Source organism: Paracraurococcus lichenis, assembly GCF_030657435.1.
GTDB lineage: Bacteria > Pseudomonadota > Alphaproteobacteria > Acetobacterales > Acetobacteraceae > Paracraurococcus > Paracraurococcus lichenis.
The window spans coordinates 11,291-31,604 of record NZ_JAUTWS010000021.1 but is presented as its reverse complement, the minus strand read 5'-3'; the positions used below and the strand labels follow the sequence as shown (position 1 = coordinate 31,604).

The following is a 20,314-nucleotide window of genomic DNA, read 5'->3' as shown; positions in this document are numbered from 1 at the left end:
CGGGGCTACTCGGCGGCGACGGCCGGCGGCGCGGTGCCGCCATGCTTGGCGCCGCGGGTCGGCTTCTCGTGCGCCATCTCGGCCATCGCCTTCTCGACATGGCGGCTGAAGACGTAGTCCGCCGGCCGCTGGTTGGAGAGGTCGATCTCGGGGGCGAAATCGCCCTCCGTCCTCGGGCCGCGCATCTGCACCGCCAGCGCCTTCCAGGGGCGCTTCACGGCATCGACCACCGCGGTCGCCTCGAAGCCGCTATGGACCATGCAATCCGCGCATTTCTCGTAATTGCCGGTGCCGTACTTGTCCCAGTCGGTCTCGTCCATCAGCTCGGCATAGGTCTTGGCATAGCCCTCGCCCAGCAGGTAGCAGGGGCGCTGCCAGCCGAAGATGTTGCGCGTCGGGTTACCCCAGGGCGTGCAGTGGTAGGTCTGGTTGCCGGCGAGGAAGTCGAGGAAGAGGGGCGAATTCCCCATCTTCCAGCCCTTGCCCTTGCCGCGCGCGAAGATGCCGCGGAAGAGCTCCTTGGTCTTGCGGCGGTTCAGGAAGTGCTGCTGGTCCGGCGCCCGTTCGTAGGCATAGCCGGGCGAGACCATGATGGCGTCGACGCCCATCCCGGTGACGGCGTCGAAGAACCTCGCCATCCGCTCGGGCTCGGCATTGTTGAAGAGCGTCGCGTTGATGGCGACGCGGAAGCCGCGGGCCTTGGCATCCTTCAGCGCCGCGACGGCGCGGTCGTAGACGCCGGTCTGCGACACCGCCCAATCGTGCTGCTCCTTGTCGCCATCCAGATGGATGTCCCAGGTGAAGCGCGGATGCGGCTTGTACTGCTCGATCCGCTTCTCCAGCAGCAGGGCATTGGTGCAGAGGATGACGATCTTGCCGCGGGCCAGGATGCCCTCGACGATCTGCGGCATCTCCTTGTGCAGCAGCGGCTCGCCGCCGGCGATGGCGACCACCGGCGCGCCGCACTGGTCGACCGCGTCGAGGCACTCCTCGACCGAGAGGCGCTTGTTCAGGATGGGATCGGGATAGTCGATCTTGCCGCAGCCGGCGCAGGCCAGGTTGCAGCGGAACAGCGGCTCCAGCATCAGCACCAGCGGGTAGCGCTTCCGCCCCGCCAGATGCTGTTTCAGGATATAGGCGCCGACCTTGATCTGCTGCCGCAGCGGGATACCCATACGCCTTCCACTCCCCCTCGGGCGGCGCCGCCACCCGCGATGACCGTCACCGATGGCACGCGGCCCCCGGCATGGACCAGATCCTTTCCCGGCAGGGCAGGGTCGCGCCAGGCGACGGCCGCTGCCCCGGAACCCAAGCGGGCCCGGCCCTCCCCCTTTGCCTTCTTGCGCGCTCAGGACGCGGCGGCGGTCCGCGCCTCCTGCTCCAGCAGCGCGGCCGGCAGCTTGAACTGCACGTCCTCCACCAGGCCCGGCATGGTCGAGACCTCGACCGGCCCGAGCCGGCGGATCGCCTCAACCACCTCCTGCACCAGCTCCTCCGGCGCGGAGGCCCCGGCGGTGATGCCGATGGTATCGGCGCCGCGCAGCCAGTCCGGCCGCAGCGCCGTGGCATCCGGGATCAGGTAGCAGGGCACGCCCTGCTCCGTGCCGATCTCCCGCAGCCTGTTGGAATTGGAACTGTTGGCCGCGCCGACAACCAGCAATATGTCCACGCGCTTCGCCAGTTCGCGAACCGCGGTCTGGCGGTTCTGGGTGGCGTAGCAGATGTCGCGCGTGTCCGGCCCCTGGATGTCGCGGAAGCGCCGGTGCAGCGCCTCGATGGTCGCGCGGGTGTCATCGACCGACAGCGTGGTCTGGGTGATGTAGGCGACCGGCCGGTCCCGCGGGATCGGCAGCGCCTCCACCTCCGCCGCGCTGGCGACCAGGTGCACCTCCCCCGGGATCTGGCCGAGCGTGCCCACCACCTCGGGATGGCCGGCATGGCCGATCAGGATGACGGCGCGGCCCATGGCCTGGTAGCGCCGCCCCTCGTGGTGGACCTTGGCGACGAGCGGGCAGGTGGCGTCGAGCACCGGCAGCCGGCGCATCGAGGCCGCGGCCTCGACCGAGCGCGCGACCCCATGCGCGGAGAAGACGGTCACCGCGCCCTCCGGCACCTCCTCGAGCTCGCCCACGAAGCGTGCCCCCTTGGCCTCGAGCGACTCGACCACGCGCCGGTTGTGCACGATCTCGTGCCTGACATAGACGGGGCGACCATAGGATTCGAGCGCGCGCTCGACGATCTCCACCGCCCTGACGACCCCGGCGCAGAAGCCCCTGGGCTGCGCCAGTATGATCCGCATCCCCCTCCGCTCCCGTTTTTGGTGCAATTCCCGTGATGCCACAGGGAAACGCATTCCGCATGGCGGGATCTTGCGCCGTGGGAATTTTGCTGCACCTTGCGGCACGCTTGCAACCGGGGGGCCGCCGCGCCCGCCCCGAGGAGTTTGGCCCTGCCCTTGCCAGCCCCCCTTGCCTGCCCCCGCCGGCGCCTGCTGCCCGGCCTGGGCGCCCTCTCCCTGCTTGCCCTGTCCCTGCTGCCGCGGGCGGCCGCGGCCCATGCCGTGGTGGTGACCTCCGACCCCGCGGCCGGCGCCAGCCTGCCCGCCCCGCCCCGGCAGGTGACGCTGCGCTTCAACAGCCGCATCGACCATGTCCGCAGCCGCCTGCTGCTGGTCGGGCCGGAGGGCGCGCAGGTCCCGCTCGAGCCGGCGCCGGAGGGCGAGCCGACGGTGCTGGAGGCGCGACTCGATCCCGCCCCCGCGCTGGCGCCCGGCGCCTGGCGGCTGCGCTGGCAGGTGCTGGCGGTGGACGGCCACATCACCCGCGGCGACATCCCCTTCACCCTGCAGGCGCGCTGAGCCGGGCCGGTGGAACAGCTCCTCGACCTCTACGGCTTCGCCAGCGTCGTGCTGCATGCGGCGGAACTGGTGGCGCGGACGGCGCTGCTCGGCAGCGTGGTCTTCTGGGTCCTGCTGGCGCTGCCCCTCGCCGCCCACCTGCCGGCCGGCGATGCGATGCGCCTGCGCGCGATCGGCCAGCGCGCGACGCTCTGGTCGGCCCTGGCCGGCATCGTCACCGCCTCGGCCGCCGCCGGCCTCGCCCTGCTCGCCCTCGCCGCCACGCTCGATGCGCCGCTCCGCGAGCTGCTGGGGGCGGATTTCGTCCGCGCCGCGACGGCCGCCGTCGCCGCCATGGCGGTGCTGCTGGTCGTCGCGCTCGACGGGCCGGCGCCCGGGCGCTGGCGGCAGGCGGTGCTCCTGCTCGGCGGCCTCGCCCTGCTGGTCGGCGCCACCGCCGGCAGCCATGCCGTGGCGCGGACCGAGCAGCGGCCCATGCTGCTGGCGGCGACCGCGCTGCACCAGGCCGGCGCCGCCCTCTGGATCGGCGGCCTGCCCGCCCTGCTGGCGGGCTTCCGCCTCTCCCCCGGCTCCGCCCGCCGGGTCGGGCAGCGCTACTCGGCCTTCGCGGCCGGCGGCGTCGGGCTGATCCTGCTCGGCATCGCCGGCTACTGGGTCGGCTATATCGGCGGGATCGAGGCGGTCTACGGCACCGCCTATGGCGCCATGTCGGCGACCAAGCTGGTCATGCTCGGCCTCCTGCTCCTGCTCGGCGGGTCGAACTGGCTGCTGCTGCACCGCCTGGCCGATTCGCCGCTCCGCCTCGTCCGGATCCGCCGCTTCGTCGAGGCCGAGATCGCCATCGGCATCGCCGTCCTCGCGGTCGCCGGCTCGCTCACCTCCGTCCCGCCGGCGGCCGACCTGCCGGAGGACCGGGTGACCTGGGCCGAGATCACCGAGCGCTTCACCCCGGCCTGGCCGCGGCTGGCGAGCCCGGGCCATGCCGACCTGGCGATCCCCCGGCTGCAGGCGCAGCTCGACGCGGAGTGGCAGGCGAAGCAGGCGGCGCAGGCCAGCAAGCCGCAGGCCTTCACCCCGGGCGAGGGGCTGCTGCCGCCGCGCAACGCCAACGACATCGCCTGGAGCGAGTACAACCACCACTGGGCCGGCATCCTGGTGCTGCTGGTCGGCCTCGCAGCGCTGCTGGACGCGACCGGCGTGGTGCCTCTGGCCCGGCACTGGCCGCTGCTCTTCCTCGGCCTCGCCGGCTTCATCCTGGTCCGCTCGGACCCGGAGGCCTGGCCCCTCGGCGAGATCGGCCTGCTCGAGAGCCTGCGCGACCCGGAGGTGGTGCAGCACAAGCTCGCCGCGCTGCTGGTGGTGGGCTTCGCGGTCGCGGAGTGGTGGGTGCGGCTCGGCCGCATCACCGGCCGGGCGCGCTTCGTCTTCCCCAGCGCCATGGTCGCGGGCGGCGTGCTGCTGCTGGCGCATACCCATGCCATCTCCAATGTGAAGGAGGCGCTGCTGGTCGAGCTGTCGCACCTGCCGCTGGCGGTGCTGGCGGTGGTCGGCGGCTGCGCCCGCTTCGCCGAGCTGCGGGGACCGGGCGAGGTCTCCCGCCTCGCCCGCTGGATCTGGCCGGTCTGCCTGGTGCTGATCGGGGTGCTGCTGATCCTCTACCGCGAGGCCTGAAGCCGCGTTGGCCTTCCCGCCCTTTTCCGACAGGCCCTCGTGAACGCGCTGCCCGACTCCTCCCGCTCCGCCCCGCGCCGGGGCCTGCCCGGCCGCCTCGCGGCCGTCCTGGTCGCGGCCAGCATCCGCCGGCCGCGGCTGGTGCTGGCGCTCGCCCTGCTGGTCGCGCTGCTCGGCTGCTGGACCGTCGCCACCCGCTTCGCGCTCAATACCGACGTCGTCGAGCTCTTCCCGCAGGACCTGCCCTGGCGGCAGACCGAGGTCGCCATGGACCGCGCCTTCCCGCAGCGCGCGGACCTCATCGCCGTGGTGGTGGACGGCGCGACGCCGGACGTCGCCGAGCGCGCGGCGGCGGCGCTGGCCGCGGCGCTCGAGGCGCGGCCGGGGCTGTTCCGGGCGGTGGAGCGGCCCGGCGCCGAGCCCTTCTTCCACCGCAACGCCCTGCTCTTCCTGGAGGAGCCGGAGGTCGCCCGGGCGACCGAGCGGATCATCGCCGCCCAGCCCCTGCTCGGCACGCTCGCCGGCGATCCCAGCCTGCGCGGCGTCGCCCGCACGTTGGAGCTGGTGGCGGAGGGCCTGAAGCGGGGCGAGGGCGACCCGGCGGTGCTGCGGCCGGCCCTCGGCGCGCTCTCCGCCAGCGCCGAGGCCGCGGCGGCGGGGCGGCTCGCGCCGCTCGACTGGGCCGCGCTCTTCACCGGCCGGGCGCCGGACCCGGTCGCCTTCCGGCAATTCGTGCTGGTCAAGCCGGTGCCGGACTACGGCGCCCTCGCCCCCGTCGCCGCGGCGACCGACGCCGTGCGGGCGGAGGCGGCGCGGCTCGGCCTCTCGCCGGAGAACGGGGTGCGGGTGCGGCTGACCGGCGACCTCGTCATGTCGGACGAGGAGTTCTCCACCGTCTTCGGCAGCGCCATCGTCGAGAACCTCCTCTCGCTTGTCGCGGTCGCCTTCCTGCTCTGGCTCGGCCTGCGCTCGGGCCGGCTGATCTTCCCCATCCTCGGCACGCTGGTGCTCGGCCTGCCGATCACCGCCGCCTTCGGCCTGCTGGTGGTCGGGCCCTTCAACCCGCTTTCCATCGCCTTCGCGGTGCTCTTCATCGGCTTCGGGGTCGATTTCGGCATCCAGTATGCCGTGAGCCTGCGCGAATACCGCTACGAGCTGGCCGACCGGCCGCTGCCGGAGGCGCTGGTCGGCGCCGCGCATGGCGCGGGGGAGGCGATCGCGCTCGCCGCCATGGCGCTCTCCTGCGGCTTCCTCGCCTTCCTGCCGACGGACTACCGCGGCGTCTCGGAGCTCGGCCTGATCGCCGCCGCGGGGATGGCGGTCGCGGTCGTGCTGAGCCTGACGGCGCTGCCGGCCTGGCTGATGCTGACCCGGCCGAGGCCGGAGAAGGAGCCGGTCGGCTATGCCTTCCTCGCGCCGGTGGACCGCTTCCTCGCCCGGCATGCGGGGGTGGCCGCCTTGGTGGTGCTGCTGCTCGGCCTCGGCTGCGCCGCGACGCTGCACTGGCTGCGCTTCGACACCAACCCGCTCGACCTGCGCGACCCGCATACCGAGGCGGTGTCCACCTTCCGCGAGTTGATGCGCGACCCCGACACCACGCCCAATACCATCGAGGCGCTGGCGGCCGACCTGCCCGCCGCCGAGGCCCTGGCCCGGCGGCTGGCGGCGCTGCCGGAGGTCTCCGGGACGGTGACGCTGGCGAGCTTCGTGCCGGAGCGCCAGGAGGCGAAGCTCGCGCTGATCGAGGATGCCCGCGACCTGCTCGGCCCGACGCTCGAGCCGCCGGAGACCCGGCCGGCGCCGGGCGATGCCGAGGCCGCGGCGGCGCTCGGCAAGGCCGCCGCCGCGCTGCGCGGCACCACCGGCGCGCTGGCGACCGAAGCGGGGCGGCTGGCCGCGGCGCTGGCGCAGGTCGCCGGCAGCCCGGCCGAGGCGCGCGCGCGGCTGGCCACCGCGCTGCTGCCCGGCCTCGCCTCCACCCTCGACACCCTGCGGCTGGCGCTGGCCGCCCGGCCGGTGACGCTGGACGACCTGCCCGATACCCTGCGGCGCGACTGGATCGCCCCGGACGGCCGCGCCCGGGTCGAGGTGCGGCCGCGCGACCTCTCCGACGATTCCGACACCATGGCCCGCTTCGCCGCCGCGGTGCAGGCGGTGGCGCCGGCCGCGACCGGCCCGGCCATCTCGATCCAGGCCAGTTCCCGCACCATCCAGCACGCCTTCCTGCAGGCCGGCGTCATCGCCAGCGTGCTGACCGTGCTGCTGCTGGTTGTGGCGCTCGGCTCGGTCCGGCTGGCGCTGCTGGCCCTCGCGCCGCTCAGCCTCGCCGGGCTGCTGACCATGGCGGCCTGCGTATTCATCGGCCAGCCGCTCAACCTCGCCAATATCATCGCCCTGCCGCTGCTCTTCGCCCAGGGCGTCGCCTTCAAGATCTACTATGTCGTGCAGTGGCAGCACGGGGAGCGCTCGCTGCTCGCCTCCCCGCTGACGCGGGCGGTGCTCTACAGCGCGCTGACCAACGGCACGGCCTTCGGCTCGCTCGCCGTCTCGGCGCATCCGGGCACGGCCAGCATGGGGCTGCTGCTGATGCTGAGCCTGCTCTTCGCCCTCGCTTCCGTCATGCTCACCCTGCCGGCGCTGCTGCCGCTGTTTGCCCGGGACGCCACCCGATCGTAACGCGGCCGTCCCTTGCCCCGGCGGCGCGGCGGGGGGTAGGGGAGCGCGTGTTCCTCTCCCTCCTCGACCGGCTGGCGGCGCTGCCCTGGCGGCGGCAACTCCTCGCGGCCTTCCTCCTCGGCCTCCTCTCCGCTCTCGCCTTCCCGCCGGTGCATGCGGTGCCGGTGCTGCTGCTCTCGGTGCCCGGGCTGCTGGTGCTGGCCGGGGCGCAGGCGACCTGGCGGCGGGCCGCCTGGATCGCCTTCGCCTGGGGCTGGGGCCAGGGGCTGGCCGGCATCTACTGGGTGACCGAGGCCATCCTGACCGACACGGCGCAGTTCTGGTGGCTGGTGCCGCTGGCGGCGCCGGCGCTGGCCATCGCCTTCGGCGTCTTCGCCGTGCCGCCGGTGCTGGCGGCGCGGCCGCTGCCCCCCGGCTGGCCGCGGCTGCTCGGCTTCGCCGGCGCCTGGGTGCTGGCCGAGATGGCGCGGGGCGTGGTCCTCACCGGCTTTCCCTGGAACCTGATCGGCTCGGCCTGGGCCTTCGCCGCCCTGCCGGTGCAGGGCGCAGCCTTGGTCGGCGTGCATGGCCTGTCGCTCGCCACCATGCTGCTCGCCGGCCTGCCGCTGCTGCAGGGCTGGCGGCCATGGGCGCTCGGTGCCCTGGCGCTGGCGGGCTTCGCCGGCTTCGGCGCCTGGCGGCTGGCCCAGCCCGCGCCACCGGACCAGCCGGTGCAACTGGTGCTGGTGCAAGGCAATGTGGCGCAGGAGGTGAAGTGGCGGCAGGACCAGCGCCTGCCGATCTTCCGCCGCTACCTGTCCCTGACCGGGGAGGCCGCGCGCGCCGCCGTGGCCGCGGCGCCGGCCTCGCGCGTGGTCGTCGTCTGGCCCGAGACCGCGAGCCCCTTCCTGCTGACCCAGGACCCGGAGGCGCGGCGCTCCGCCGCCGAGGCGCTGCCCCCCGACGGCACGCTGCTCGCCGGCACGGTGCGGGCGGAATGGGGGCCGGAGGGGCGGGCGCGGAAGGTCTGGAACAGCCTCGCGGTGGTGACGCCGGAGGGCGAGGTGCCGGCGGTCTACGACAAGTCCCACCTCGTCCCCTTCGGGGAATACATGCCGCTCTCTGGCCTCATCCCGATCCGCATGGTGACGGGGGGGATGGACTTCTCCGCCGGCCCGGGCCCGGTGACCCTGGCGCCGCCCGGCCTGCCGCCCTTCGGCGCGCTGATCTGCTACGAGGTGATCTTCCCCGGCGCCGTGACGCCGCGGCCGCGGCCGGACTGGCTGGTGAACATCACCAACGATGCCTGGTTCGGCGTCTCCTCCGGCCCCTGGCAGCACCTGGCGGCAGCCCGGCTGCGGGCTGTCGAGGAGGGGCTGCCGCTGGCGCGCGCCGCGCAGACCGGCATCTCCGCCCTGTTCGATGCCCGGGGGCAGCGGCTGGGCCTGCTGCCGACCGGCGCCACCGGCACGCTGACGCTGCCACTGCCCGGCGCCGGGCCGCCCACCCTCTTCGCCCGCTTCGGCCTGCTGCTCCCCGGCCTCGCCGCGCTGTCCTGCATGCTGGTCGCCCTGATGGCCAGGCGAGGCGGGCGCGGCATGGGGCGGGGCGCGCGCTCGGCCTGACCGGGCGGGGGCAAGGGCGCCCTGTCCCCCGGCGCCCGCGGCGCGTATCCTGCCCGACCTCACTGGCGCGGCTCGTTTTTGAGACTTCGTTCGAGTATTGACCATCTCTTAACGCTCCCGTATAGCGGGTGCAGCGGGGGCGTTCGGCGCGGCAGCGTTGTGCGCGACGATCGAAACACCTCCGCCCGCGAGTAGGAAGGGCGGCCCATGCCGAGCGACGACAGCGGCGAGCGCGCCGAACGCGAACACCGACCCAGCCCGATCGATGTCCATGTCGGCGCCCGGGTGCGGCTGCGGCGCACCCTGCTCGGGATGAGCCAGGAGAAGCTCGGCGATGCGCTCGGCCTGACCTTCCAGCAGGTGCAGAAGTACGAGCGCGGGGTGAACCGGATCGGCGCCAGCCGGCTCTTCGACCTCTCGCGCGTGCTCGACGTGCCGATCGGCTTCTTCTTCGACGACATGCCCGATGCGCTCGGCGGCGGCCAGTCCGCCGCGCGCCGCAACAGCTTCGGCTTCGCCGACCAGCAGGATGGCTTCGACGACGAGACGCTGCATCGGCGCGAGACGCTCGAGCTTGTCCGCGCCTACTACCGGATCAACGATGCCTCCGTCCGCAAGCGTGTGTTCGAGCTGATCAAGAGCCTGACGCCGCCGGATTGAGCGCCTCCGAGGCGGTGCCGCAGACCGGCCCGCCCCGTTCAGCCATCCCGATCAGCTGTCGCGGAGCTGGGGGTTGTCGAAGACCGGCTCGCGGTAGCGGCGCAGCGCCGCCTCCAGCGCCGCGGCCAGGTCGCGCTTCTGCTCCTCCCCCAGCAGCCGGCCGATCTCCACGCTGCGCTGGCGCTGGCGCAGCAGCAGCAGGCTGACGCGGCCCGGCCGCTCCTCCAGCCGCAGCCGGGCCCAGTAGGGGTCGAGCTCCAGCGCCTCCCGCCGCCCATGCGCATCCGTGCGGCGGATGGTCAGGCTGCTCTCGGTCAGCAGCACCACCTCCATCGAGCGCGCCGCCCAGCGCCGGTGCAGCAGCATCAGCCCGAGCACCAGCCCCGATTCCAGCCCGGTGAAGCCCAGCACCGGCCAGGCGCCGAGCAGCGAGAAGGCGAAGCCGATGCCGAGCGAGAGCACGAGCAGCAGGCCGGCGACCGCAAGCATGCCGCGCCGGCCCAGGCTGCGCGCCGGGGTGCAGATCGCCTCGAACAGGATGCGGTCCGGATGGGCTGACATCGCGCTCCCGACATGGGATGGACAGGCCATTGCGCCAGGGCCGGCCCTGCAGCGCGCCAGCCTCGGAGCAGTTCGCATGCCGCGTCAACCCGTCCGGGAGGCCCCGCCGCTGCATGGCACCGCGCGCACGCCGCGCCGCGCCCGCCTGATGTCGCGCGACCAGGCCGCCGCCTTCATCCGCGCGCTCGCCGCGGCGCAGCCGACCCCGGAGACCGAGCTGCTCTACACCGATCCCTTCACGCTGCTGGTCGCGGTGGCGCTCTCCGCCCAGACGACGGATGCGGCGGTGAACAAGTGCACCCCGGGGCTGTTCGAGGCCGCGCCGACGCCCGCCGCCATGGCGGCGCTCGGGGCGGAGGGCATCGCGCCCTACATCCGCCGCATCGGCCTGTGGCAGGCCAAGGCGCGCAACGTCGCGGCGCTGGCGCGGCAGCTTGTCGAGACGCATGGCGGCGAGGTGCCGCGCGACCGCGCCGCGCTGGAGGCGCTGCCGGGCGTCGGCCGCAAGACCGCCAATGTCGTGCTGAACGTCGCCTTCGGCGAGAGCACCATGGCGGTGGACACGCATATCTTCCGCCTCGGCAACCGCACCGGGCTGGCGCCCGGGAAGACCCCGCGGGAGGTGGAGGACATGCTGGTGAAGCGCTGCCCGCCGGACCTGCTGCGGGATGCGCATCACTGGCTGATCCTGCACGGCCGCTATGTCTGCAAGGCGCGGGCGCCGGAATGCTGGCGCTGCGTGGCGGCGGCGCATTGCAACTACCGCGACAAGGTGCCGGCGCCGGGCGCCTGAGTGCGGGGCGGCGTGGCGCGGCCTCCGGCGCCGCTCCTGGCGCCGCTCCCGCCGACGCGGGCGTGATAGGAACCGCCGGTCGGACCTGCGCGTTATGGTTGCACGGCGATCTGCCGCCGCATGGCCGCCGCCGGCGGGCCCATCGCCGGCCCGCTGTGCCGCCGGCCCTCCCTGGCCGGCAGCCCCCGCCTGGCCCGCACCATGAAGGGATGCCGCATGACCGATGCCCTGCCGGGCAGCGTTGCCCACGCCTCGGCCCTGTCCCACGCCCCCCGGCAGCCGCTGTTGTTGTGCCTGTCCCACCTCAGATGGAATTTCGTCTTCCAGCGGCCGCAGCACCTGCTGACGCGGGCGGCGCGCGACCATGAGGTCGTGTTCCTGGAGGAACCCGTCTTCCGGCCCGGCACGGGGCCGCTGCTCGAGCTGCGCCGGGTGCCGGAAGGCGTGACGGTCGCCGTGCCGGTCCTGCCGGAGGGCCTGCCGGAGCAGGCCGTCATCGCCGCGCAGCGCCGGCTGCTGGACGGGCTGCTGGCGACCGAGGGCGGGCGGCCGCTGATCGCCTGGTTCTACACGCCGATGGCGCTCGACTTCGCCGGCCATCTCGCGCCGGACCTGACGGTCTATGACTGCATGGACGAGCTTTCCGCCTTTCGCGGCGCGCCGCCGCGCATGCTGGAGCTGGAGCGCGCGCTGCTCTCGCGCGCCGACCTGGTCTTCACCGGCGGGCGAAGCCTCTACGAGGCGAAGCGCGGCCGGCATCCGCGGGTGCACTGCTTCCCCTCCTCGATCGACGCGGCGCATTTCGCCGCCGCGCGCACGGGCCTGCCGGACCCGCAGGACCAGGCCGCGCTGCCGCGCCCGCGCATCGGCTTCTTCGGCGTGGTGGATGAGCGGATGGACCTCGGCCTGGTTGCCGCGCTGGCGGCGGCGCGGCCGGACTGGTGTTTCTCGATGATCGGCCCGGTCGTGAAGATCCACCCGGACACGCTGCCGCGGCTGCCGAACATCCACTGGCTCGGCGGAAAGGACTATGCGGCGCTGCCGGCCTATCTGGCGAACTGGGATGCCGGCTTCATGCCCTTCGCACGGAACGAGAGCACGCGCTTCATCAGCCCGACCAAGACGCCGGAATTCCTTGCCGCCGGCCTGCCGGTGGTGAGCACGCCGATCCTCGACGTGGTGCGCGACTGGGGCCCGCGGGAGGATGGCGGCCCGGGCCTGGTCGAGATCGCCGACGATCCCCCGCGCTTCGCCGCGGCGCTGCAGGCGGTGCTGGCCCGGCCGCGCGGGCAATGGCTGCGGCAGGTGGACCGGAAGCTCGCGCGCATCTCCTGGGACCGGACCTGGGCGGAGATGAAGGGGCTGATGGCGGCGCGGCTGACCCCGGCGCGCGCCCCGGCGCTGGGCGAGGCAGCGGCGGCGCGGATCGCTTAGGCGGCGCCCAGGGAGGGCTCTGCCCTCCCTCACCCTCCCGCCGGGGGCCGGGGTCGGCCCCCGGACCCCGACCTGGGTTTTCAGGGCATCACGCCCCGCCATTCCGGCAACTGCGTTTCCTGCCGCAGGCGGAGGCGGCGGAAGTCGAGGGCGGCGAAGAGCTCCTCGAGCGCCGGCTCACGGTCCGTCGGCAGGGGCAGGGTCGTGCGGGCCTCCTCCGCGAAGCGGGCGCGCGTCGCGGCATCGGCGCCCAGATAGGCCGCCTCCCACCAGGCCAGGATGCGCGGCCGCGCCTCGGCCAGCGCGCCGGCGGCGACGATCAGCCCGCTCTTGCGCGCATTCGCCTCGCGCGAGGCGGGCAGCAGGTTCCAGAGGTCGTTGCAGGCCCAGGCGGACCAGGGCAGGCAATGGTCCACCTGCAGCGCGCCGCCGCGCAGCGCCTGGCCGGTCCAGACGCAGTCCACCCGCTCTCCGGCGGCGATCCGCCGCGCCGCGAGGTCGCGGACGAAGAGCGTGTCGCGCTCCGGCTCCTGCCAGGCCAGCGCGCGCAGCACCGTGTCGGCGGCAAGGCGCCGTCCCGCGCGCTCGGCATAGAGCTGCGTCAGCCGCACCCACTCCGCGACCAGCATCGGCTCGATCCAGGCGGCCATGCGGCGCAGCGCCTGCCAGACCGGCAGCGGCACGCGCGTGGCACCGAAGCGCCAGAGCAGGTCCTGGTCCAGCGCGATGGTCTCGCCCGGCCGCGGCGGGCGGCCGTACTCGGTCGGGAAGACCGGGCGGTCGTCGGCGAAGGTAAGGTGCGTCGCCGGCATGCGCGCGATCACCTGCGCGGCCTCGGCCAGCGCCCGGTGCAGCGCCTGCGCCATGTCGCCCGTGAAGCGAGCACCCGGCCGCAGCTCCTGCGGCGAGACCGGGAGCAGCGTGCGGAAGGCATCCTTGACGAAGCCCATCCGCTCGCCGGGAAGCTGCGGCAGCCCCTGCTCCACCAGCGGCTTGAACATCCGGATCCAGGTGAGGGCGATGAGGCCGAGCGGCAGCTCGACATCGTCGCCTGCCTCCCGCGCCACGTTGGGCGAGGTGTCGGCGATGCGCGCGATGCAGCGCAGCAGCGCCAGCTTGTAGGTGGCCGACTTCTCCTGCCGCAGGATCACGCCGCGCAACAGCGGCAGCGCGGCGCCGCCGTCATCCGGCAGGTCGAGGATCACCGTCTGCCAGGTCACGCCCGGCGCGCCGAGGGTGCTCGGCCGATGCTCCGTCGCCAGCCGCAGCGCGAGCCCGTGGTCGAGGCCGAGGCGCTCGACCTCGTTGGCGCTCACCGGCCACATCGGCCGGTCGGCGGGCGGCGGCCCGTGCCGCAGCGTGACCACCATCCGCCCGCCCGGCTTCAGCAGCGTCGCCAGCTTGCGCATGGCGCGCGGCCGCTCCTCCGGCGGCATGTGCTGCCAGACGCCGCTGAGCCAGACCAGGTCGAAGCCGAGGCCGAGGCGGTGCAACTGCGCCAGCGCCGGCAGCTGGTCGTCCACCCAGCGGATCAGCGGGCTCCGGTGGCGCAGCGCGGCCTCCTGGCGCAGCGCCGCGGCGGGCTCGACTGCCACCACCTCCCACCCCTTCGCGGCGAACCAGGCGGCGTCGCGCCCGCTGCCCGCGCCGACATCCAGCATCAGGCCGGGCTTCGCCGGCAGGAAGGGCAGGGCCTGGGCGTGGATCTCCTCGAAGCCGAAGGCCTCGTAGGCCTCGGCGAATTCCCGGAAGCCGCGGTGGTAGGGGGTGACGGTGTCCCAGGTCACGGGTGCTGCCGGGTGCGATTCTCCACCGCAGGCTAGACCCGCCCGGCGCGGCGCCGGAAGGCCATCAGGCCGGCCGGACGGGTGGCCAGCCCAGCGAGCCCTCCGGCCCCGGACGGTTGCGCAGCCACCAGGACCAGTCCTCCGGCAACAGCGACAGCGGGTCGGAATGGCCGAGCTCGCGCGCCGCCCAGACCGGCCAGTGCGGGTTCGACAGGGCGGGCCGTCCCAGGAAGACCAGGTCGACCCGCTCCTCCCGGATCACCCGGTCGGCGACTTCGGGGATGCCGAGGTTCCAGCTCACGCCCACGGGGATGCCCACCTCGCGCCGCACCCGGTGCGCCCGCTCCACCATGAAGGCGACCTCGCCGAAGGGCAGATCCGTCACGTCGTCGGTGTTCATCCCGAGGCTGAGATCGGCGAGGTCGAGCCCGTGCTCCTTCAGCATACCGACCGCGAGCACGGCGTCGTCGAACAGCACGCCCTTCTCGTTGAAGTCGTCGGAGCCGAGCCGCATGGTCAGCGGCAGCCGCTCCGGCCAGACGGCGCGCACGGCGTCCAGAGCCTCGCGGTGGAAGCGCAGCCGGTTCTCAAGGCTGCCGCCGTATTCGTCCGTGCGCTGGTTGGCGAGGGGGGAGAAGAAGCTGGCGCCCAGATAGCCATGGGCGAAATGCATCTCCAGCCACTCGAAGCCGGCCGCGAGCGCCCGCCGCGCCGCCTCGGCATAGGCGCGGTGGAGATCGTGGATCTCCGCGACCGTCAGCGCATGCACCGGATAGGGGTAGCGCCCGCCATAGGGGATGGCGGAGGGCGCGCGGACCTGCCAGCCATCGGGATGATCGGGCGGCAGTTGGGTCTTGCCCTGCCAGGGCAGCTTCTCGCTGCCCTTGCGGCCGGTATGGCCGAGCTGGATCGCGGGCACCGCCCCCATCGCCTTGATCATGGCGGTGACGCGGGCGAGGCCCTCGACCTGGCCGTCGTCCCAGATCCCGGCGCAGCAGGTGCCGGTGCGGCCATCGGGCGTGATGGCGATCTGCTCGGGGAAGACCAGGCCGAAGCCGCCCGCGGCGCGCGAGCCCATGAGCATGACGTGGAAATCGCCCATCCGGCCGTCAACAGACCGGTACATGGTCATCGGCGACATGGCGATGCGGTTGCGCAGCGTCACGCCCTTGAGGGTGTAGGGGCTGAAGAGATCCGGCATCGGGGGCCTGCCTGTAGGACATGCGGAGCATAGGTGACGCCGGCAGCGCCGCAATCGGCGGCCCGACCCGGGCGCCGGCGTGGCGCGGGCCGCGGGGCGCCCCCTCCCGCCGCGCGGCCGGGCGCGGCAGAATGGCGCATGATCGATACGCCGGCCCGCGGGTGAGGCGCGACGCGCTCTGGCGCCTCGGGCTGGTCGGGCTCGGCACGCTCGCCGTGCCGCTCGACACCGCGCTGAACATCGCCTTCCCCGCCATCACCGAGGCCTTCGGGCTGGCGCTGCCCGACATCCAGTGGATGGTGATCGGCTATGTGCTGACCTATGGCAGCCTGATGCTCGGCATCGGGCGGCTGGGGGACATCTTCGGCCATGCCCGCGTGTTCCGCGCCGGCCTCGCGGCCAGCGCCCTGGCCTATCTGCTCTGCGCCGTGGCGCCCGGTTACGGCTGGCTGCTGGCGCTCCGCGTCGCGCAGGGGGTCGGCGCGGCGCTGGTCATCGGCTGCGGCCCGGCGCTCGCCACCAGCCTCTTCCCGGAGGCCGAGCGCGGCCGGGTCCTCGGGCTCTATGCGCTGATGTTCGCGGCGGGCAGCGTGATCGGGCCCTCGCTCGGCGGGGTCCTGCTGGCGGCCTGGGGCTGGCCGGCGGTCTTCTGGTTCCGCGCCCCGATCGCCCTCCTCGCCCTGCTGCTGCTGCTGCGCGGCCTGCCCACCCCGCCGCCGGCCGCGGCGCGGGAGCCCTTCGACCTGCCGGGCGCGGTGCTGGTGGCGCTGGCGACCGGCAGCCTGCTGCTGGCGGTGAACCAGGCGCGGCACCTGGGCGCGGGCGGCATGTCAGCGCTGCCGCTGGCGGCGCTGTTCCTGGCGGCGCTGGCCGGCTTCCTCCGGCGCAGCCGCACCGCGCCGCGGCCGGTCATCGCGCCCGGGCATTTCCGCCGGCCGGGCTTCGCGCGGCTGAACGCCGCCAATGCCCTGGCCAATTTCGCCGGCTTCGCCGTGCTGCTCTTCGTGCCCTATTGGCTGACCGGCATCGCCCGGCTGCCGACCGCGACGGCCGGGTTCGTGCTCGCCGTCGCGCCGCTCGGCACCGCGCTCGCCGCCGCCCCGGCGGGCTGGCTGCTGGCGCGCCTGCCGGCCTGGCGGATGGCCCGGGCCGGCGTCGCGCTCGGCGCCCTCGGCCTCGGGCTGGTGGCGGCCTGGCAGCCCGGCACGCCGCTGCCGGCCCTGCTGCCCGGCCTGCTGCTGCTCGGCATCGGCCAGGGGCTGGTGCAGGTCGGCTACGCGGAGATCGTCACCGCCACCCTGCCGCGGCAGGACCGCGGCGTGGCCGGCAGCCTGACCATGCTGACCCGCACGCTCGGCATCACCGGCGCCGCCTCGCTGCTGACCCTCTGGTTCGACCACTGGCAGGCGGCGGCGCTGGCGGGCGGGGCGGCACCGGCGGAGGCCTTCCTGCGGGCCTTCGCCGCCGCCTTCGCCCTCGCCGCCGGGCTCTCCGCCGCGGCCTGGCTGCTGCTGGCGCCGCCCGGCCCGGAATCGCCGCCGCGCGCCGGCACCGGAGGCCTAGCATGACCCTCGATCCAGCCCGGAGCCCTGCCATGCGCCGCCCCCCCGAGGCCGACCGCCTGCGCGCGGCCATCCGCGCCGCCTGCCGGAGGCCTGAGCCCGACTGCCTGCCGCCGCTTCTCGCGGCCGCGGCGCCCGGACCTGAGGAAGCGGCGGCCGCGGCGCGGACCGCGCGCGACCTCGTCACCCGGTTGCGGGCGCGGCCGCGCGCCGCCGGCGTCGAGGCGCTGGTGCACGAATACGCGCTCTCGAGCCCCGAGGGCGTGGCGCTGATGTGCCTGGCCGAGGCGCTGCTGCGCATCCCGGACAGCGCGACCCGCGACGCGCTGATCCGCGATAAGATCGCCCGCGGCGACTGGCGCGCGCATCTCGGCCATGAGGCGCCGCTCTTCGTCCATGCCGCGACCTGGGGGCTGATGCTGACCGGGCGGCTGGCGGCGGCCGAGAGCGAGGCCGGCCTCGGCGCCGCGCTGACCCGCCTGATCGCCCGCGGCGGGGAGCCCGTGATCCGCCGGGCCATGGACCTCGCCATGCGGATGATGGGCGAGCAATTCGTCACCGGCGAGACGATCGCCGAGGCGCTGCGCAATGCCCGGCCGCGCGAGGCGCAGGGCTTCCGCTTCTCCTACGACATGCTCGGCGAGGCGGCGGCGACCGCCGGGGACGCGGCCCGCTACCTCGCCAGCTACGAGGAGGCGGTCGAGGCCATCGGCGCCGCGGCCGGCGGGCGCGGGCCGGTCGAGGGGCCGGGCATCTCGGTCAAGCTCTCCGCCCTGCATCCGCGCTACGGCCGCAGCCAGCGCGGCCGGGTCATGGCGGAATTGCTGCCGCGCCTGGCCGGCCTCGCCCGCCTCGCCGCGCGGCACGACATCGGCTTCAACATCGATGCGGAGGAGAGCGAGCGGCTCGACCTCTCGCTCGACCTGCTGGAGGCGCTGGCCCTCGACCCGGCGCTCGCGGGCTGGGAGGGACTCGGCTTCGTCGTGCAGGCCTATGGCCGGCGCGCGCCCTTCGTCATCGACTGGGTCGTGGACCTCGCGCGGCGGAGCGGCCGGCGGATCATGCTGCGGCTGGTCAAGGGCGCCTATTGGGACAGCGAGATCAAGCGGGCGCAGGTGGAGGGCCAGGCGGACTTCCCGGTCTTCACCCGGAAGGTCCATACCGACGTCTCCTACCTCGCCTGCGCGCGCCGGCTGCTGGCGGCGCACGACGCGGTCTTCCCGCAATTCGCCACGCACAATGCGCAGACGCTGGCGGCGGTGCTGGCCATGGCGGGGCCGGAATTCCGCAGCGGCGACTACGAGTTCCAGTGCCTGCACGGCATGGGCGAGCCGCTCTACGAGGCGGTGGTCGGCCCGCTCGGCCGGCCCTGCCGCGTCTATGCCCCCGTCGGGACGCACGAGACGCTGCTCGCCTACCTGGTGCGCCGGCTGCTGGAGAACGGCGCCAATTCCTCCTTCGTCCACCGCATCCAGGATGCGGGGGTGAGCGTGGAGGCGCTGGCCGCCGATCCGGTCGCCGCGGCGCGGGCCATCGCGCCGTCCGGCGCGCCGCATCCGGCCATCGCCCTGCCGCGCGACCTCTACGGCGCGGCGCGGCGCAATTCGGCGGGGCTCGACCTGGCGGACGAGGACACGCTGGCGATGCTCGCCGCCGCGGTCCGGGACAACCGCGCGCGCGACTGGTCCACCCCCGGCGCCGGCGCGCCGCGCGAGATCCGCAACCCCGCCGACCGGCGCGACCTGGTCGGCACCGCACCGGACGCGACGCCGGCGGAGGTGGAGGCGGCGCTCGCCGCCGCCACGGCCGCCGCGCCCGCCTGGGCCGCGATGCCGGCCGCCGCCCGCGCCGACCTGCTGCGCCGCGCCGCGGATGCGCTGGAGGCGGCGCGCCTGCCGCTGGTCGCCCTGCTGGTGCGGGAGGCCGGCAAGACCCTGCCCAACGCCATCGGCGAGGTGCGCGAGGCCGCGGACTTTCTGCGCTACTACGCGGCGGGCGCCGAGGCGATGCCGGAGGTGCCGCCGCTCGGCCCCGTCGCCTGCATCTCGCCCTGGAATTTCCCGCTGGCCATCTTCCTCGGCCAGGTCGCCGCGGCGCTCGCCGCCGGCAACACGGTGTTGGCCAAGCCCGCCGAGGAGACGCCGCTGGTCGCCGCCGCCGCGGTCCGGCTGCTGCACGAGGCCGGCCTGCCGCGGGCGGCGCTGCACCTGCTGCCCGGCGCCGGCGAGGTCGGCGCCGCGCTGGTCGGCGATGCCCGCGTGCAGGGCGTGGTCTTCACCGGCTCCACCGCCGTCGCGCGGCTGATCAACGCGCAACTGGCCGGGCGCCTGACGGCGGACGGCCAGCCGGTGCCGCTGATCGCCGAGACCGGCGGCATCAATGCCATGGTGGTGGACAGCTCCGCCCTGGCGGAGCAGGTGGTGGCGGATGTCCTGGCCTCGGCCTTCGACAGCGCGGGGCAGCGCTGCTCGGCGCTGCGCATCCTCTGCGTGCAGGAGGAGGCGGCGGACCGGCTGCTGGCCATGCTGCGCGGCGCGATGCGCGAGCTTGCGGTCGGCGATCCCGCGCGGATCGAGACCGATGTCGGCCCGGTGATCACCGAGGCTGCGCGCGACGACATCCTCGGCCATGTCGCTGGCATGCGCGGGCTCGGCTTCGCGGTGGAGCAGGTCGCGGCACCCGATGGCTGCTTCGTCCCGCCGACCCTTATCGAGGTCGGCCGCATCGCCGATGTCGGGCGCGAGGTCTTCGGCCCGGTGCTGCATGTGCTGCGCTACCGGCGGGAGGGGTTGGACCGGCTGCTCGCCGAGATCGCCGCCGGCGGCCATGCGCTGACCTTCGGGCTGCACACGCGGCTCGACGCCACCGCGGCGCATGTGCTGGCGCGGGTTCCTGCCGGCAATTGCTACGTCAACCGCAACATCATCGGCGCGACGGTGGGCGTGCAGCCCTTCGGCGGCTCCGGCCTCTCCGGCACCGGGCCGAAGGCGGGCGGGCCGCTCTATCTCGCGCGGCTGAAGGCGCGGCCCGTGGCACTTTCCGTCGTGGCGGGCGACCTCGCCGGGCCGGTCGGCGAGAGCAACCGCTATGCGCTGCACCCGCGCGGGCGCATAGCCGCGCTCGCGGAGGAGGCGGCGGCGCTGCGCGGCCAGGTCGGCGCCATCCTCGCCGCGGGCAACCGGGCGCTGGTGGCGGCCGACAATCCGGCGCGCGGCGCGCTCGGGGACATCGCCGGCCTGGAATTCGTCGCGGATCCCTGCGCCGATCCGGCGCTGCGGGCGGTGGTCACCGATGCGGCGGGCGAGGCGCTGGTCGCGCTGCAGCGGCGCCTCGCCGCCCGGGACGGCCCGATCGTCGCCGTCATCCCCGGCGGCGCGGCGGGCTGCGACCCGCTGCGGCTGGTGGAGGAGCGCGTGGTCTCCACCAACACCGCCGCGGCCGGCGGCAATGCGAGCCTGATGGCCATCGGCTGACCTCGCACGGCGAGCACGCCCCTGCGGCCGAGGCT

Annotated in this window: 14 protein-coding genes; 9 read left to right on the top strand and 5 right to left on the bottom strand. The window is 74.5% G+C overall.

Annotation, left to right across the window (positions count from 1 at the left end; genetic code table 11):
• Positions 1–5 precede the first annotated feature (5 nt).
• On the bottom strand, positions 6–1,175 hold the full coding sequence (hpnH, locus tag Q7A36_RS20705; RefSeq protein WP_305105642.1) for an adenosyl-hopene transferase HpnH: 1,170 nt from the start codon (positions 1,173–1,175) through the stop codon (positions 6–8).
• Between the two features lie 173 nt (positions 1,176–1,348).
• Positions 1,349–2,299, bottom strand: coding sequence for a 4-hydroxy-3-methylbut-2-enyl diphosphate reductase (ispH, locus tag Q7A36_RS20700; RefSeq protein WP_305105641.1), 951 nt, complete (start codon positions 2,297–2,299; stop codon positions 1,349–1,351).
• Positions 2,300–2,455: 156 nt separating this feature from the next.
• On the opposite strand from ispH, the gene Q7A36_RS20695 reads away from it, so the two are divergent.
• The 5 genes from Q7A36_RS20695 to Q7A36_RS20675 all read left to right on the top strand — a co-directional run bounded on the left by Q7A36_RS20695 (position 2,456) and on the right by Q7A36_RS20675 (position 9,468).
• Positions 2,456–2,857 (top strand): copper resistance CopC family protein, encoded by a 402-nt coding sequence (locus tag Q7A36_RS20695; RefSeq protein WP_305105640.1) that lies wholly within the window; start codon positions 2,456–2,458, stop codon positions 2,855–2,857.
• Positions 2,858–2,866: 9 nt separating this feature from the next.
• A complete protein-coding gene (locus Q7A36_RS20690; protein WP_305105639.1) occupies positions 2,867–4,528 on the top strand; it encodes a CopD family protein in 1,662 nt (553 codons plus the stop codon).
• Between the two features lie 39 nt (positions 4,529–4,567).
• Positions 4,568–7,204 (top strand): MMPL family transporter, encoded by a 2,637-nt coding sequence (locus Q7A36_RS20685; protein ID WP_305105638.1) that lies wholly within the window; start codon positions 4,568–4,570, stop codon positions 7,202–7,204.
• Between the two features lie 47 nt (positions 7,205–7,251).
• A complete protein-coding gene (gene lnt, locus Q7A36_RS20680) occupies positions 7,252–8,808 on the top strand; it encodes an apolipoprotein N-acyltransferase (RefSeq protein ID WP_305105637.1) in 1,557 nt (518 codons plus the stop codon).
• A gap of 207 nt (positions 8,809–9,015) precedes the next feature.
• Entirely contained in the window at positions 9,016–9,468 is a 453-nt protein-coding gene (locus tag Q7A36_RS20675; protein ID WP_305105636.1) for a helix-turn-helix domain-containing protein, read from the top strand.
• A gap of 51 nt (positions 9,469–9,519) precedes the next feature.
• Here the strand turns inward: Q7A36_RS20675 and Q7A36_RS20670 are convergent, their stop codons facing one another.
• Positions 9,520–10,029 (bottom strand): DUF2244 domain-containing protein, encoded by a 510-nt coding sequence (locus Q7A36_RS20670; RefSeq protein ID WP_305105635.1) that lies wholly within the window; start codon positions 10,027–10,029, stop codon positions 9,520–9,522.
• A 148-nt stretch (positions 10,030–10,177) separates the two neighbouring features.
• Here Q7A36_RS20670 and nth point away from each other — a divergent pair, with 148 nt between their 5' ends.
• Both nth and Q7A36_RS20660 read left to right on the top strand, forming a co-directional pair.
• Positions 10,178–10,822: an endonuclease III gene (gene nth, locus Q7A36_RS20665; RefSeq protein WP_305105723.1), complete on the top strand. Its 645-nt coding sequence runs from the start codon at positions 10,178–10,180 to the stop codon at positions 10,820–10,822.
• Positions 10,823–11,038: 216 nt separating this feature from the next.
• Complete coding sequence (locus Q7A36_RS20660; RefSeq protein WP_305105634.1) at positions 11,039–12,256, top strand: glycosyltransferase; 1,218 nt, start codon at positions 11,039–11,041, stop codon at positions 12,254–12,256.
• An 80-nt stretch (positions 12,257–12,336) separates the two neighbouring features.
• Here the strand turns inward: Q7A36_RS20660 and Q7A36_RS20655 are convergent, their stop codons facing one another.
• Both Q7A36_RS20655 and Q7A36_RS20650 read right to left on the bottom strand, forming a co-directional pair.
• Entirely contained in the window at positions 12,337–14,043 is a 1,707-nt protein-coding gene (locus Q7A36_RS20655; protein WP_305105633.1) for a class I SAM-dependent methyltransferase, read from the bottom strand.
• 64 nt (positions 14,044–14,107) lie between these two features.
• Positions 14,108–15,244, bottom strand: a complete 1,137-nt coding sequence (locus Q7A36_RS20650; RefSeq protein WP_305105632.1) for an NADH:flavin oxidoreductase/NADH oxidase — start codon at positions 15,242–15,244, stop codon at positions 14,108–14,110.
• A 131-nt stretch (positions 15,245–15,375) separates the two neighbouring features.
• Here Q7A36_RS20650 and Q7A36_RS20645 point away from each other — a divergent pair, with 131 nt between their 5' ends.
• Positions 15,376–16,812 carry an MFS transporter gene (locus Q7A36_RS20645; protein ID WP_305105631.1) on the top strand — a complete coding sequence of 479 codons (1,437 nt, stop codon included), beginning with the start codon at positions 15,376–15,378 and terminating at the stop codon, positions 16,810–16,812.
• Positions 16,809–20,279, top strand: coding sequence for a bifunctional proline dehydrogenase/L-glutamate gamma-semialdehyde dehydrogenase PutA (gene putA / locus Q7A36_RS20640; RefSeq protein ID WP_370655689.1), 3,471 nt, complete (start codon positions 16,809–16,811; stop codon positions 20,277–20,279). Before Q7A36_RS20645 ends, putA begins: the two co-directional genes overlap by 4 nt.
• Positions 20,280–20,314 lie beyond the last annotated feature (35 nt).

Bases quoted from the DNA above. Each gene is read 5' to 3' on its own strand.
- hpnH (WP_305105642.1), bottom strand. From the start codon at position 1,175: ATGGGTATCCCGCTGCGGCAGCAGATCAAGGTCGGCGCCTATATCCTG.
- ispH (WP_305105641.1), bottom strand. From the start codon at position 2,299: ATGCGGATCATACTGGCGCAGCCCAGGGGCTTCTGCGCCGGGGTCGTC.
- Q7A36_RS20675 (WP_305105636.1), top strand. From the start codon at position 9,016: ATGCCGAGCGACGACAGCGGCGAGCGCGCCGAACGCGAACACCGACCC.
- Q7A36_RS20670 (WP_305105635.1), bottom strand. From the start codon at position 10,029: ATGTCAGCCCATCCGGACCGCATCCTGTTCGAGGCGATCTGCACCCCG.
- nth (WP_305105723.1), top strand. From the start codon at position 10,178: ATGTCGCGCGACCAGGCCGCCGCCTTCATCCGCGCGCTCGCCGCGGCG.
- Q7A36_RS20660 (WP_305105634.1), top strand. From the start codon at position 11,039: ATGACCGATGCCCTGCCGGGCAGCGTTGCCCACGCCTCGGCCCTGTCC.
- Q7A36_RS20650 (WP_305105632.1), bottom strand. From the start codon at position 15,244: ATGCCGGATCTCTTCAGCCCCTACACCCTCAAGGGCGTGACGCTGCGC.
- Q7A36_RS20645 (WP_305105631.1), top strand. From the start codon at position 15,376: ATGGCGCATGATCGATACGCCGGCCCGCGGGTGAGGCGCGACGCGCTC.
- putA (WP_370655689.1), top strand. From the start codon at position 16,809: ATGACCCTCGATCCAGCCCGGAGCCCTGCCATGCGCCGCCCCCCCGAG.